Consider the following 13,828-nt stretch of genomic DNA (forward strand, 5'->3'; position numbering starts at 1 on the left):
TCATACTGTGCCGGGCCGCAGCGGCACGAAATGGCAGTCTTCCAGCGTCTGGCTGACCCATTCAGCCTTGCCGACGCGTGTGACCAGCTCTAAATGTTGGGTGCGGCCCCCTACCGGGGCGACCAGGCGGCCGCCGATGCTAAGTTGATCCAGCAGGGCTTGCGGCACTTCCAGACCGGCTGCGGCCAGAATTATGCCATCGAAGGGGGCGGCTTGCGGCAAGCCTAGCATACCATCCCCGTAATGCAACCGCAGGTTCGCTACACGCATCGGCCGCAGGTTCGCCTTGGCCAGTTCATGTAACGGTTTAATACGCTCAATGGAATACACCTCTTGCGCAATACAGGCCAAAACAGCTGCCTGGTAGCCGCAGCCGGTGCCGATTTCCAGCACCCGCTGCAGCGGCGCGCCATTGCGCATCACCTCGATCATGCGCGCCACGATATAGGGCTGCGAAATCGTCTGGTGGTGGCCGATAGGCAGCGATGCGTCAATATAAGCCTGCGGCGCCAGGCCTTCGTCCATGAAGGCGTGGCGCGGCACGCGGGCCAGGGCATCGAGCACCGCCTGGTCCTTCACGCCCTGCCTGGCGACGCGCTGCACCATGGCGTGACGCACCGCGTCCGACACCAGGGCGTGCTGGCGCGGCGCCGGCGAAGGCAGGGGCTGGGCGCGTTCCATCGCGTAGGCGTGCGAGCGCGAGGGCGAGGCGACTGTGGCCGGCGGGCGCCAGGGATTGCTGGCGGCCGTGCGGGCCGCGTTCTGGGTGGCGGTTTGCGGCGTCGCCACGGAGGAAAAGACCGGCTGTTTCTTCTGGGCCTTGTCCGTGATGGATGACAGGGGCAGCGGGAACTTGCGGGTCTTTTCGCTCATGCGAGGGCCTTTGCCAAGGTTGCGAGTTGAGTCTTGTGCGTCAGGTCAATCTGCAGCGGCGTCACGGACACCCGCCCGCTGCTCACGGCATGGAAATCGGTGCCCTCGCCCGCATCCTTGCAGGCGCCGGGCGGGCCAATCCAGAAGATTTCACGGCCGCGCGGGTCCTGCGCGCGGATTACCGGCTCCGCCTGATGGCGGCGGCCCAGGCGGGTCGGCGTCAGCGGCCCCAGTTGCTCATACGGCAGGCAGGGGATGTTCACGTTCAGCAGGTAGGGGCTTTCCAGCGCATCCAGGTAGCGCTCCACGATCTCGCGCGCGACCCTGGCGGCGGCATCGACGTGGGTCCAGCCATAGCTGCCCTGCGAGAAGGCGATGGCTGGAATGCCGAACAGATAACCTTCGGTGGCTGCGGCCACGGTGCCCGAGTACAGCGTATCGTCGCCCATATTCGGGCCATTGTTGATGCCGGAGACGACCAGGTCGGGCAGCTCGGGCAGCATGCCGGTCAGCGCCACGTGGACGCAGTCGGTCGGCGTGCCGTTGACAAAATAGAAACCATTGGCGGCTTGCTGGACGGACAGGGGCCGGTCCAGCGTCAGGGAATTCGAGGCGCCCGAGCGGTTGCTGTCGGGAGCCACGACCACGATGTCCGCAATCGGCTGCAGGGCCTCGGCCAGCGCGTTGATGCCGGGTGCCAGGTAGCCGTCGTCGTTGCTGATAAGGATTCTCATAACGGAGAATTTTACCTGAAGCAACGGCGGCAAAGCGCATGCGGCACCTCCGTTTAACTAAGAATTTTGCAAGTTTTTTGACCGTCTATCCCGGCTCAGCGCGCTCGGCCCGCACTGCGCCCGGGGGGCCGCCACGATCGAGCCTGGGACGCCAGTAAGGCGCCCTCGCCTGTTCCGCCAGCAGCTTGTGTTGCTTGTTCGCATCGCGTGCCGGACGCAGCACGGGGACTCCTGCGGCGGCGCCGGCGCGAGAGTTCCCTCCCATGGACACAAGCCGTCGCGGAACCAGGCCAGGAAAGCGCGATAGCTGTGCGCCAGCGCCAGGCGCTCGCCCGCTTCCTCGTCCAGCGCGGGCAGCGGTTCGCCGCAGGCATGCCCGCCGCATTGCGGTAGCTGCACCTGGTCGAAGTAGTCCTCCAGCGACAGGCGCGAAAATCCGTAAGCCTCGGCCAGGGCGCGCTCGAACAGCGGCTGGTAGCCGGGAATGCGGCGCGCCACGTCGCCGCGCCGCCACAGCGCGCGCTGTCCGGCGTCGCCGGCCTCGATGCGCGAGGGCAGCGGATAGACCAGCAGTGGACGCTGCTCGTCCTCCTGGCAACTGCGGTAGGCGGTGGCGCGCGCCACCAGCGCTTCCATGCCCTCGAGCTGGGGACGGGTGGGCGTGAACAGCAGCACCAGCTGGGTGGGCAGCAGCGTGGTGCAGATGCCGGCGCTGTCCGCCCGGCCGCTGCGCGCATCGACCAGCACATGGCTGAAGCGGGCCGTGAGCCGCGCGGCCAGGGTGCGGAACAGTGCCGGACAGGCCTCGAACAGCGCCTGCCAGTCGAAGCGCGCGGCGCGCTCCGCGTAATCGGCATCGAAGCGGCCGGCGCGCATCAGGTAGATCGGGCGCATATCATCCACCCGCGACACATACTGGTCCCAGCCGACGGCGTCCAGCAACGTGCCGGCCAGGTCCGGATCGGGTGCCGCGCCGTGCCGGTGCCGCAGGCGCTCGCGGCAGGCCTCGAACAATTCCAGCACGCCGGGGCGTTCCGCGCCGCCCGGGAAAAAATAGTGCAGGCTGGGCGCATCGAGGTCCCAGTCCACCATCAGCACCGGCGTGGCGGGACGCGCCAGCAGCACGGCCAGGTTGGCCAGCGCCATCGTGCGGCCTACGCCGCCTTTATAGGAATAGAAGGTGGCAAGCGCTCCGGGCGCAGCGAGGGTGTGGCGGACGAGTTCCATGGCGATCCTTAACGTGGGAAGTGGGGCGCGGGAGCGGCACGCCACTCCGGCGGAATGGGCGGCAGCACGAAGCGGCTGCAATCGTGATCGGACGGCATGTTGTAGCGCAGGCAGTGGTAGTGCATGGTGATGCGGTCCACGATGCGGCGGATATCGGGCAGGAAGTCCGGATTGGTCTTCAGGTCGCCGGTGGCCAGCGTGTAGCGCGAGAAGTCGACGTAGAAGCCGGGTTTGCAGATCTGCGGCGGCAGGCTGACCGGGTGGCGCGTCATGATGACGGGGATGATCAGGTGGCTGGGCAACTCGTACCACTGGCTGCGCTCGGCCTCGATCAGCTGCATGGCCGCGAACTCGCGCCGGGTGTAAGGGTGGGCTTCATACTTCGGCGTATAGATCACGATCATGCAGACGCTCTGGCACAGGGCCAGCGCGATGCGGCGGTCCAGGTCGTCGCCGCCGCCCAGTTGTTCGCTGTCCACGAACAGCTCCTTTTCATTGTCGAAATGCGGCTCCAGGTAGCACTTCAGGGCGTCGATCAGATCGTCCCTGAACTTGCTCATGTACGCGTGCTGGCCGTGCGCATAACTGAAGAAACAGCCGTAACGGATCGCCATGGCGCTTACCTCATCTCTCTGGCTGGCCTAGCCACTGTAACAAGCCGGCCCGCCAGGTCTTTGCGCATTCGCAAACCATTCTGGGGCATAATAGAACGATCGTTCGCCAACTGGAGGGGAAATGAAAGCTATCGTGTGCAATGACTGGGGCCTGCCGGACACGCTGCGCGTGGAGGAGGTGCCCGATCCCGTGGCCGCGCCCGGCCACGTGGTGCTGGACGTGAAAGCGGCCGGCGTCAATTTTCCGGATGTGCTAATCATCCAGGGCAAGTACCAGTACAAACCCGCCCTGCCCTTCACGCCCGGTAACGAGGTGGCGGGCGTGGTGCGTGCCGTCGGCGACGATGTGCGCGGCTTCAAGCCGGGCGACCGCGTGATCGCCTTCTCCGCCCACGGCGGTTTCGCCGAACAGCTGCTGGCGCCGGCCGCGGCGCTGATGCCCATGCCGGAAGGGATGGACTTCGATACCGCCGCTTCGATCACTCTCACCTACGGCACCTCGCACCACGCGGTGGTGGACCGCGCCGCGCTGAAGCATGGCGAGACCATGCTGGTGCTGGGCGCAGCCGGCGGCGTGGGACTGGCGGCGATCGAGATCGGCAAGGCGCTGGGCGCGCGCGTGATCGCGGCAGCGTCGAGCGACGGCAAGCTCCAGGTCTGCAAGGCGCACGGCGCGGACGTGGTGATCAACTATGCGAAAGAAGACCTGCGCGAAGCGATCAAGGCCGCCACTGGCGGCAAGGGCCCGGACGTGATCTACGATCCGGTCGGCGGCGACTATTCGGAGCCGGCCTTCCGCTCCATCGCCTGGCGCGGTCGTTATCTGGTGGTCGGCTTCGCCAACGGCCAAATCCCCGAGCTGCCGCTGAACCTGGCCCTGCTTAAGGGAGCGTCCATCGTCGGCGTGTTCTGGGGCGAATTCACCAAGCGCGAGCCGAAGGCCAGCCTGGCGGGTATGCAGCAGCTGCTTGGCTGGCTGGGCGAAGGCAAGATCCGGCCGCACATCTCGGCGCGCTATGCGCTGGCCGATACGCCGCATGCGCTGAACGATATGGCAGCACGCAAGGTCACCGGCAAGATCGTCATCCATCCCCACGCCTGAACATCCATGCGGCGGAGCCTTCTCGGCGCCGCTGCTTTTTTCCCTAAATTAATTAGTACACAAAATACTTGCGCAATAATTTTTATCGCGCTAATATTCGCCCATCCAATCACTAACCCAAAGGAAAAAAATCATGAAAGCCAAATTCTTCGCCGCTACCGCCCTCGCCGCCGCCACCCTGTTTGGCAATGCCGCCTTCGCCGCCGAACGCCCGACCATCGTGCTGGTGCATGGCGCCTTCGCCGACTCCTCCAGCTGGGATGGCGTTTCGCAAAAACTGATCAAGGATGGCTACAAGGTCGTCGGCGCCGCCAACCCGCTGCGCAGCGTGAAAGGCGACGGCGCTTATGTGTCAAGCATCGTGAAGGGCATCCAGGGTCCGGTGGTGCTGGTCGGCCACTCCTACGGCGGTTCCGTGATCACCGCGGCTGCCAGCGGCAACCAGAATGTGAAGGCGATGGTGTATGTGGCGGCCTTCGCACCTGAGGTGGGCGAGTCGGCGCTGGAATTGTCCGGTAAATTCCCCGGCAGCACCCTGGGTCCGACCCTGGCAGCGCCGGTAGCGCTGGCCGACGGCAACAAGGACCTCTACATCCAGCAGGACAAGTTCCCGTCCCAGTTCGCCGCCGACGTGCCGGCCGCGAAAGCGAAGCTGATGGCGGCAGGCCAGCGTCCGATCGCGGAAGCGGCGCTGACCGAAAAGACGGAAGAAGCGACGTGGAAGAACATCCCGTCCTGGTTCGTGTACGGCAAGGCCGACAAGAACATCCCTGCCGCCGCCCTGCAATTCATGGCCGACCGCGCCAGCTCGCGCCAGACCGTCGTCATCAACGGCGCTTCCCACGTGGTGATGACTTCGCACCCGAAGGAAGTGGCAGACCTGATCGAGAAAGCCGCCAGCGCGCAATAAAACCCAAGGCGTGAACCTGGTGTCAGCCACATCGTGGCTGACACCTGCTTTATGCCGTTGGTTTCTATTCGCCCTTGAAGAACGCAACCACTTCCGCCGCTTCCCGCGTCCGCTTAAACGGCGGCAAGCTTTGCCAGATCCGTCGCCCGTAAGGCTTGCTGATCACGCGCGGGTCGCACAGCATCAGCACGCCGCGGTCGCTCTCGTCGCGGATCAAACGTCCGGCGCCCTGCTTCAGGTTAATGATCGCCTCCGGCAGCGTGTGGTGCATGAAGCCATTCAAACCCTGGCGTTCCATCACTTCGATGCGGGCGGCCAGCACGGGATCATCGGGCGGCGCGAAGGGCAGCTTGTCGATGATCACCAAGGACAGTGCCTCGCCCCGCACGTCCACGCCTTCCCAGAAACTCTGCGAGCCAATCAGCACGCCGTTGCCGGCCTTGCGGAACTGATCCAGCAATTCGGTGCGGCCGCGATCGCCCTGCACGAACAGCGGGTAATTCAGGCCGCGCTTTTCGAATTCATCGCGCAGGCGTTCGGCAGCGCGCTTCACGGCGCGCAGCGTGGTGCACAGCAGGAAAGTGCGTCCGCCGGCCGCTTCGATAATGGGCAGGGCCGCATCGAGGACAGCGTCCGTATAGCCCATCGAATTCGGGTCCGGCAGGCCGGTCGGCACATACAGGATGCCCTGCTGTTCGTAGTTGAAGGGGCTGGGCCAGCTGCGTGCCACTTCATTTTCCAGGCCAAGCTGCTGGGCAAAATGCTGGAAGTCGTTCTTCACCGCCAGCGTGGCGGAGGTGAAGATCCAGCTGCGCGGCACGCCTTCGCGCTGGCCGTTGAAGATGGGCGCGATGGACAGCGGCGTCTTGTGCAGCTGCAGTGAGCTCTGGAAGCACTCCACCCAGTAGACGGCTTCCTCGCCCTTCGCCACTTTCGCTTTCGGATCGAGCTTCCACGCTTCCAGGCGCTGCGAGAGTTCGGCGCCGCGCACGCGGCACTGTTCGATCGTTTCGGCGCGTTCGGCATTGCGCTCCAGGACGGCGACCATGTCGATCAGTTCATCCTTCAGCGTTTGCAGCGCCGGGAAGAAGTCGGACGATGGCACGATCTGCGGCAGCGACATGCGCACGATATCCTGCGGGAAGGTCAGGCGCAGGTCGCGCGCGGCCTTCTCCACCGGTGACACGACCTTGGCCCACTCGGCGCCATCGCGCGCATGCGCCAGGCCCTCGGCCAGCACATCGCGGCACAGTTCCAGGATCTGCGAGGTGGATACGGTCTCGCCAAAGAACAGCGTGGCGGTATCGGGCAACTGGTGCGCCTCGTCGAAGATCACGGTGTTCGCGGACGGCAGCAGTTCGGCCACGCCGGTATCCTTCAGCGCCACGTCGGCAAAGAACAGGTGGTGATTGACCACGACCACGTCCGCCTGCTGAGCCTCGCGGCGCGCTTTCATCACGAAGCAGTCCTGGTAGTACTGGCACTCCTGGCCCATGCAGTTTTCGCGCGTGGACGTTACCAGGTTCCACACCAGCGCGTTTTCCGGCACGCGCGCCAGTTCGGCCTTGTCGCCCGTGCTGGTCATTTTCAGGAAGCGCGAGATCTCGCGCAGATAGCCCACGTCCTCGCGCGAAGTCATGCGGCCGTTCTGCAGCGTGCGCTCCAGGTGGTAGTGGCAGACGTAGTTCGCCCTGCCCTTCAGCAGCGCGACCGATACCGGCGCCTGCAATGCGCCGCGCACGGTCGGGATGTCGCGCAGGAAGAGCTGGTCCTGCAGGTTCTTGGTGCCGGTGGAGACGATGGTCTTGCCGCCCCACATCAGGGCCGGCACCAGGTAGGCGAACGTCTTGCCGGTGCCGGTGCCCGCTTCAGCGATCAGGGTTTGCTGCTGGTCGATGGCGCCGGCGATGGCCTTGGCCATCTCGGTCTGCGATTTACGCGGACGAAATCCCCGAACTGCAGGCCCCAGCGGGCCGCCGGTGCCGAACAGACGTTCGATCTCTGAATCATGCTTACCGGGCGGCTCCAATGGCAGCTCGGGCTCGCCGGGAACGGCGGGCGTCAACTGTTGTTCGGTCAAGGGGAAATAAAGTTAATGGCCCTGCTCAGGCCGGTACATCGGGCACCAATTGCATTTTCAGCAGGGTGATATAGTCTTTCAGTTGCAATTTACGCTTCTTGAGGCGGCGCAACTGTAGTTGATCGTGGTGACCATCCAGTGTCAGCATTTCGATCACGGCATCCAGGTCGCGATGCTCGACATCGAGTTCGATAATGCGGCGCTGGATTTCTTCTACGTTGGTCATGGGGTGGTATTTCGCTCAGGAAACAAACTATACTTGCAACAAAACTGCGGTCCGGTGCATAGTTTAACTCAGGTAAGCATCGGAAAAAAGCAGTCACAAGAAGGACTTATGAGCGCATACAAGATCGAGGCAGGCACCGCCCAGCATATTGGCAGCCGGCCCCAGCAAAACGACCGTACCGCCCTGTTCACGGCCCCCAAGGCGCCGGGCTATGTGCTCGCCGTGCTGGCGGACGGCGTGGGCGCCGGCGCGGTCGGCGCCGATCAGTTGCTGCACACGGCCAAGCAGCTTTTCGATGAATACCGTGCGGCGGAAGTCGCCAACCTCCCCCGCATCCAGGAATTGATGCGCGAAATCGCGCACGACACCCATCATATTCTGGCCATGAATCCGCTGGCCGGCAGTGGCGAGGCCCAGACCACGATGGTCCTGCTGATGCTTACGCCGCAGCGCCAGGCCGTGTGGGCGACGGTCGGTGATTCGCGTCTGTATCGTTTTTCCAACAAGGAATTTGTTGCTAGAAGTAACGATGCGGACTACATCGCGCACCTGATGCAGCACGATGGTTTGCCCGAAGAAGCCGCGCGCAAACACCGCAACTCTAAGCTTCTTGCCAATGTACTTGGCAATCGGGAAAAGGAACCGTTTGTGACTGTTGGTGTGCAGGAGGGGTTGAAGGCTGGTGATGCGTTTTTGCTTTGTTCGGATGGGCTGTGGGGGTATTTCACGGACGCGGAACTGGCGAATGTGGTGTCGCGCAAGTCGCCGCGCGAGGCTTCGGAAATGCTGATCAATAAGGCCCGCGAACGGGCCCAGGGCAAGGGCGATAATGCTTCGATGGCGATCGTTAAATTGGTCGCGTTGCCGAAGGAAGAGCCGAATTATACGGTGCAGAAATTGCGCAAGGCGGTTTGACGACGCGGTAAATTGACGCGGCGCGGGCGCGGTGACACGGCGGATCAATGATCCGCCCTACGCGTCGTTGGTGTATTACGTGCGTGCGCCCGCGCGGCGCGAGTTATTGGGCGGCGGGTTGCGGGGCGGGCGTGGGCTTCGCGGATTCGGCGCGCTTGCGGCGCTTTTCTTCTTTTTCCGCTTTCTTTTTCGCGACTTCGGCCTGGCGGCGTTCGGCTTCGGCTTTCTTGCGCTCGTATTCAACTACATTGGCGGTGCGCTTCGGGGCGTCGGCGGCTTCCCTGGCCTGGCGCTCGCGTTCCCTGGCTGCGTGCTCGGCCGCGCGCTGTTCCAGCGAAACGGGGGCCGGCTCGGGTGGCGGACGGTCGGCCGGATTGGCCTTCACAGGCGCCGGATTGGCGGCGCGGTAGGCGGCTTCGGCGGCGTCCTTCTGGTTGCGGTCTTCCAGCTCGCGGTCACGCATTTCCACAGCGTGGCGGCGCTTGAAGTAATTGGCTTCGTTCTCGATCGCGCGCAGGCCGGCCAGGCTCGCGTGGCGCTTTTCCTTGGCCTTGTCCAGGCAGTGGTTGACGAAAAACATCTTGTAGCACACCTGCTCGGCGGCGGCATATTCCGCCTCCGCCACATCGCGGTCCTGCTTCACCTTGCGCAGCTTGTCGTCGGCCTGTTCGACCGAATGGGTTTGCGGCACGGCGGGTGCGCCGATGGTCGCCGGGCGGCCAATGTCCTGCGCCAGCGCCAGGGCCGGCAGGAACAGCACAAGCGGCATCCAGTTCTTCAAATTTCTCTCCTTGTCAGGACAGCGCAGCGGCAACGCCGCGCTGCTCCTTTTCCATATACTCGCGCGATTGCATCTCGACGATGCGCGACACGGTGCGGTGGAATTCGTTGGCCAGCATGCCGGTCGTATACAGTTCATCCGGCGCCACCTCGGCCGACATGATGAGCTTGACTTTCTGGTCGTAGAACACGTCGATCAGCCAGGTGAAGCGGCGCGCCTCCGACGACTGGCCGGCCGACATCATCGGTATCCCGGACAATATCACGGTATGGAAGCGGCTGGCGATTTCCAGGTAATCGTTCTGCGAACGGGGACCGCCGCACAGCGTGGCGAAGTCGAACCAGATAATGGTGCCGGCCTTGCGCAGCGCCTTCAGTTCGCGGCCTTCGACCTGGATGCGCGGGTCTTCGTCCGCCGTTTCGGCGATGCGGGTGAACGCTTCACGCAGGCTCGCATCGGTTTGAGCGTTCAGCGGCGTGTAGTAGGCGTCCACCTGCTCCAGCGCGCGGCCGCGGTAATCGACGCCGGCGTCCACATTCAGCACGTCCATCTTTTCCTGCAGCAGGGCGATGGTGGGCAGGATGCGGTCGCGGTGCAGGCCGTCCGGATACAGCGTGGACGGCTCGTAATTCGAGGTCATGATGAAGGACACGCCATTGTCGTACAGCGCCTTCATCAGGTTATACAGGATCATGGCGTCCGCCACGTCCGACACGTGGAATTCGTCGAAGCAGATCAGGCGGTATTTCTTCGCCACGCGCTTGGCCACTTCGTCCAGCGGGTCTTCCACGCCGCGCAGCTCGTCCAGCTGCATGTGGATGTCGCGCATGAATTCGTGGAAGTGCAGGCGCGTCTTGCGCACCAGCGGCACCACCGAATAGAAGGAATCCATCAGGAAGGATTTGCCCCGGCCAACGCCACCCCACATGTACACGCCGCGCGGCGGTGTGGGACGGTTGATCAGGCGCTTGAAGCTGTTCGAGCGCTGGGACTTGTACCCCACCCACTCGTCGTAGCATTGCTGCAGGCGGTCGACCGCACGCTTCTGCGCAGCGTCGGCCTTGAAGTCGCGCTGGGTCAGCGCGTGTTCGTAGAACTCTTGGACGTTCATTGTTTAGAACCAACGGCGCAAACCTGGTGTCTGCCACGATGTGGCAGACACCTGTTTTGTGCCGCGGGTTTTTATCAGAAGTTCAGCGTGCGCTTGTCAATCGCCAGCGCCGCTTCCTTGGTCGCTTCGGACAGCGACGGGTGAGCGTGGCAGATGCGTGCGATGTCTTCGGACGATGCCTTGAACTCCATCGCCACCACGGCCTCGGAGATCAGTTCGGAAGCCATCGGGCCCACGATGTGCACGCCCAGGATTTCGTCGGTGGTCGCATCGGCCAGGAACTTCACCATGCCGCTGGTGTCGCCCAGCGCGCGTGCGCGGCCGTTGGCCAGGAACGGGAAGGTACCGGCTTTGTACTGTACGCCTTCAGCCTTCAGCTGCTGCTCGGTCTTGCCCACGGAAGCGATTTCCGGGTGGGTGTAGATGACGGACGGCAGGGTGTTGAAGTTGGTGTGGCCATGCTGGCCGGCGATACGCTCGGCAACGGCAACGCCCTCTTCTTCCGCCTTGTGTGCCAGCATCGGGCCGCGCACCACGTCGCCAATCGCCCATACGTTCGGCAGGTTGGTCTTGCAGTCTTCGTCCACGGTTATCATGCCGCGTTCGTCGGTCGCCAGGCCCACTTTGTCGGCGCCCAGGCCGATGGTGTTGGCAACACGGCCGATAGAAACGATCAGCTTGTCGAAGGTGACTTTCTGCTCGGCGCCGGCGGCGTCGGTGTACTCGACGTTCACGTTGTTGGAGCCCGCTTCCACCTTGGTGATCTTGCAGCCCAGGCTGATGGACAGGCCCTGCTTGGTCAGCAGCTTGTGCGCTTCCTTGGCGATCTGCTCGTCCACGGCGCCCAGGAAAGTCGGCAGGCCTTCCAGCACGGTGACCTTGGAGCCCAGGCGGCGCCATACGGAGCCCAGTTCCAGGCCGATCACGCCGGCGCCGATCACGCCCAGGTTGGCCGGTACTTCTTCGATGGCCAGCGCGCCGGTGTTCGACAGGATCAGTTTCTCGTCGAACGGTGCGCCCGGCAGTGCGCGCGGGTTGGAGCCGGTGGCGACGATCACCTGCTTGGCGGTGATGGTGTCGGTGGTCTGGCCGGTGATGGCGATCGGGTAGCCTTCAGCGCCAGCGGCGCCGGCGAATGCGCCGCGGCCGTGGAAGAAGGTCACCTTGTTCTTCTTGAACAGGAACAGGATGCCGTCGTTATTTTGCTTCACAACGGTGTTCTTGCGCTTCAGCATCTGGCCCACGTCGAAGGACAGGCCTTCCACGTTGATGCCGTGTTCCTTGAAGCCGTGCGATGCATGGTCGTAGTGCTCGGACGATTGCAGCAGGGCCTTGGACGGGATGCAGCCGACGTTGGTGCAGGTGCCGCCCGGTGCAGGGCCGCCCTTTTCGTTCACCCATTCGTCGATGCAGGCCACGGAGAAGCCCAGTTGCGCCGCGCGGATGGCAGCGATATAGCCGCCGGGACCGGCGCCGATAACTACTACGTCAAATTGTTTGCTCATGTTCTTAGATTCCAGTCATCTCGTCCTCTGGGACGAATATCCACAATAGCAGGTAGATCACCACCCCGAAGCCGAAGGTCAGCGTGAAGAGAGCGAACACGAGGCGCCAGATCCAGGAATCGACGCCCGACGCTTTTGCAATGCCGCCGCAGACGCCGCCCAGCCAGCGGTCCGTTCTGGACCGGCGCAGGCTGGAGAACTCGGACGCGAAGTCGCCGTCGCCGGCAGGCTTGCCGCCATTCAGCAGGCGCTCCTTGGCGCGGGCAAATTCTTCATCGGTCAGCGCGCCGGCCTGGTGCAGCTCGTGCAGGCGCTTGATTTCTTCAGAGACGCTCATGAAACCCCTCTTCTGTTAAAGGGCCGGTGGTCTACGCCAAAAACCAGAAGCGTAAAGCTGGTGTCTGCCACATCGTGGCAGACACCTGTTTTATGCCGTTGGTTCTTACAGGTCCAGCAGCAGGCGGGAAGGATCTTCCAGCGCCTCCTTCATGGCCACCAGGCCCAGGACGGCTTCGCGGCCGTCGATGATGCGGTGGTCGTAGGACATGGCCAGGTAATTCATCGGACGGATGACGATCTGACCATCCACCACCACAGCGCGGTCCTTGGTCGCGTGCACGCCCAGGATGGCCGATTGCGGCGGGTTGATGATCGGGGTCGACAGCATGGAGCCGAAGGTGCCGCCGTTCGAGATGGAGAAGGTACCGCCGGTCAGGTCTTCCAGGGTCAGCTTGCCTTCCTTGGCTTTCTGGCCGAATTCGCCGATCTTCTTCTCGATGTCGGCAATGCTCATCTGGTCTGCGTTGCGCAGGATAGGCACCACCAGGCCGCGTGGGGAACCCACGGCGATACCGATGTCGAAGTAGCCGTGGTAGACGATGTCGTTGCCGTCAACCGAAGCGTTCAGGATCGGGTACTTCTTCAGTGCGTGCACGGCGGCCTTCACGAAGAAGGACATGAAGCCCAGCTTCACGCCGTGCTCTTTCTCGAACTTGTCCTTGTACTTGTTACGCAGGTCCATCACCGGCTTCATGTCCACTTCGTTGAAGGTGGTCAGGATGGCGTTGGTGGACTGGGACTCGACCAGGCGCTCGGCGATACGTGCGCGCAGGCGGCTCATCGGCACGCGCTCTTCCGGACGGTCGCCCAGGTTCATCGGTGCGGCTGGAGCAGCCACTTTCTGCAGCTGTGCCTTCGGCGCCGGAGCAGCCAGAGGAGCAGGAGCGGCAGGCTTCGGTGCAGCGGCAGCGGCCAGGGCGTCGCCCTTGGTCACGCGGCCATCGCGGCCGGTGCCGGCAACGTCGGAAGCGGACAGGCCGGCTTCGGACAGGATCTTGGCGGCGGCAGGCATTGCCACGTCGCCTTTGGCGCCACCAGCGGCGGCGGCAGGAGCTGCAGCAGGTGCGGCTGCAGGTGCAGCAGCGGCGGCCGGGGCGGATGCGCCGGCGGTAGCTTCGGTATCGATGATGGCGATAGTTTCACCAGCAACCACGGTAGCGCCGTTGTCCTTGATGATCTGGACAACCACGCCAGCAGCAGGGGCTGGCAGTTCCAGGACGACCTTGTCGGTTTCGATGTCGATCATGTTTTCGTCGCGCGCCACGGCTTCGCCGGCTTTCTTGTGCCAGGTCAGCAGGGTCGCTTCAGCGACGGATTCCGACAGTTGAGGAACTTTAACTTCGATTTGTGCCATGTTTAATAAACTCCGTGTCTTTTTGTTTGTGTGCGCCGCCCGCGGATCGTTACGATC

At 63.6% G+C, this 13,828-nt stretch carries 14 protein-coding genes; 3 read left to right on the forward strand and 11 right to left on the reverse strand.

All coding sequences use genetic code 11. From position 1 onward, the window contains the following. The 4 genes from ACHMW6_RS24335 to ACHMW6_RS24350 are packed head-to-tail and all read right to left on the reverse strand — an operon-like array spanning position 1 to position 3,448. On the reverse strand, positions 1-873 hold the full coding sequence (locus ACHMW6_RS24335; RefSeq protein WP_395400643.1) for a protein-L-isoaspartate(D-aspartate) O-methyltransferase: 873 nt from the start codon (positions 871-873) through the stop codon (positions 1-3). Continuing rightward, entirely contained in the window at positions 870-1,607 is a 738-nt protein-coding gene (gene surE, locus ACHMW6_RS24340; RefSeq protein WP_395400645.1) for a 5'/3'-nucleotidase SurE, read from the reverse strand. The genes ACHMW6_RS24335 and surE overlap by 4 nt, the downstream gene beginning before the upstream one ends. 57 nt (positions 1,608-1,664) lie before the next feature. Beyond that, positions 1,665-2,834, reverse strand: coding sequence for a KGGVGR-motif variant AAA ATPase (locus tag ACHMW6_RS24345; protein ID WP_395400647.1), 1,170 nt, complete (start codon positions 2,832-2,834; stop codon positions 1,665-1,667). Between the two features lie 8 nt (positions 2,835-2,842). Then, positions 2,843-3,448 carry a toll/interleukin-1 receptor domain-containing protein gene (locus ACHMW6_RS24350; protein ID WP_395400649.1) on the reverse strand — a complete coding sequence of 202 codons (606 nt, stop codon included), beginning with the start codon at positions 3,446-3,448 and terminating at the stop codon, positions 2,843-2,845. A gap of 121 nt (positions 3,449-3,569) precedes the next feature. Here ACHMW6_RS24350 and ACHMW6_RS24355 point away from each other — a divergent pair, with 121 nt between their 5' ends. Both ACHMW6_RS24355 and ACHMW6_RS24360 read left to right on the forward strand, forming a co-directional pair. Continuing rightward, the gene (locus ACHMW6_RS24355) at positions 3,570-4,550 is read left to right on the forward strand and encodes an NADPH:quinone oxidoreductase family protein (RefSeq protein WP_395400651.1); all 981 of its coding nucleotides are present in this window, start codon (positions 3,570-3,572) and stop codon (positions 4,548-4,550) included. Between the two features lie 133 nt (positions 4,551-4,683). Further along, positions 4,684-5,460 (forward strand): alpha/beta fold hydrolase, encoded by a 777-nt coding sequence (locus ACHMW6_RS24360; protein ID WP_395400653.1) that lies wholly within the window; start codon positions 4,684-4,686, stop codon positions 5,458-5,460. A 64-nt stretch (positions 5,461-5,524) separates the two neighbouring features. Here ACHMW6_RS24360 and ACHMW6_RS24365 read toward each other — a convergent pair whose 3' ends face one another. Both ACHMW6_RS24365 and ACHMW6_RS24370 read right to left on the reverse strand, forming a co-directional pair. Continuing rightward, complete coding sequence (locus ACHMW6_RS24365; protein ID WP_395400655.1) at positions 5,525-7,525, reverse strand: ATP-dependent DNA helicase; 2,001 nt, start codon at positions 7,523-7,525, stop codon at positions 5,525-5,527. Between the two features lie 40 nt (positions 7,526-7,565). Next, entirely contained in the window at positions 7,566-7,766 is a 201-nt protein-coding gene (locus ACHMW6_RS24370; RefSeq protein ID WP_395400657.1) for a YdcH family protein, read from the reverse strand. 108 nt (positions 7,767-7,874) lie between these two features. On the opposite strand from ACHMW6_RS24370, the gene ACHMW6_RS24375 reads away from it, so the two are divergent. Then, positions 7,875-8,681, forward strand: a complete 807-nt coding sequence (locus ACHMW6_RS24375) for a PP2C family protein-serine/threonine phosphatase (RefSeq protein ID WP_395400659.1) — start codon at positions 7,875-7,877, stop codon at positions 8,679-8,681. Between the two features lie 103 nt (positions 8,682-8,784). Here the strand turns inward: ACHMW6_RS24375 and ACHMW6_RS24380 are convergent, their stop codons facing one another. From ACHMW6_RS24380 to odhB, 5 genes are all read right to left on the reverse strand, one after another. Continuing rightward, positions 8,785-9,462 carry a hypothetical protein gene (locus tag ACHMW6_RS24380; protein WP_395400661.1) on the reverse strand — a complete coding sequence of 226 codons (678 nt, stop codon included), beginning with the start codon at positions 9,460-9,462 and terminating at the stop codon, positions 8,785-8,787. A gap of 13 nt (positions 9,463-9,475) precedes the next feature. After that, positions 9,476-10,573 carry a cell division protein ZapE gene (zapE, locus tag ACHMW6_RS24385; protein WP_395400663.1) on the reverse strand — a complete coding sequence of 366 codons (1,098 nt, stop codon included), beginning with the start codon at positions 10,571-10,573 and terminating at the stop codon, positions 9,476-9,478. A gap of 74 nt (positions 10,574-10,647) precedes the next feature. Beyond that, complete coding sequence (gene lpdA / locus ACHMW6_RS24390) at positions 10,648-12,078, reverse strand: dihydrolipoyl dehydrogenase (protein ID WP_395400665.1); 1,431 nt, start codon at positions 12,076-12,078, stop codon at positions 10,648-10,650. A 4-nt stretch (positions 12,079-12,082) separates the two neighbouring features. After that, positions 12,083-12,415, reverse strand: coding sequence for a PspC domain-containing protein (locus ACHMW6_RS24395; RefSeq protein ID WP_395400667.1), 333 nt, complete (start codon positions 12,413-12,415; stop codon positions 12,083-12,085). A 105-nt stretch (positions 12,416-12,520) separates the two neighbouring features. Further along, complete coding sequence (odhB, locus tag ACHMW6_RS24400) at positions 12,521-13,771, reverse strand: 2-oxoglutarate dehydrogenase complex dihydrolipoyllysine-residue succinyltransferase (RefSeq protein WP_395400669.1); 1,251 nt, start codon at positions 13,769-13,771, stop codon at positions 12,521-12,523. Positions 13,772-13,828 lie beyond the last annotated feature (57 nt).

Source organism: Pseudoduganella sp. UC29_106 (genome assembly GCF_044055365.1).
Taxonomy (GTDB): domain Bacteria; phylum Pseudomonadota; class Gammaproteobacteria; order Burkholderiales; family Burkholderiaceae_D; genus Rugamonas.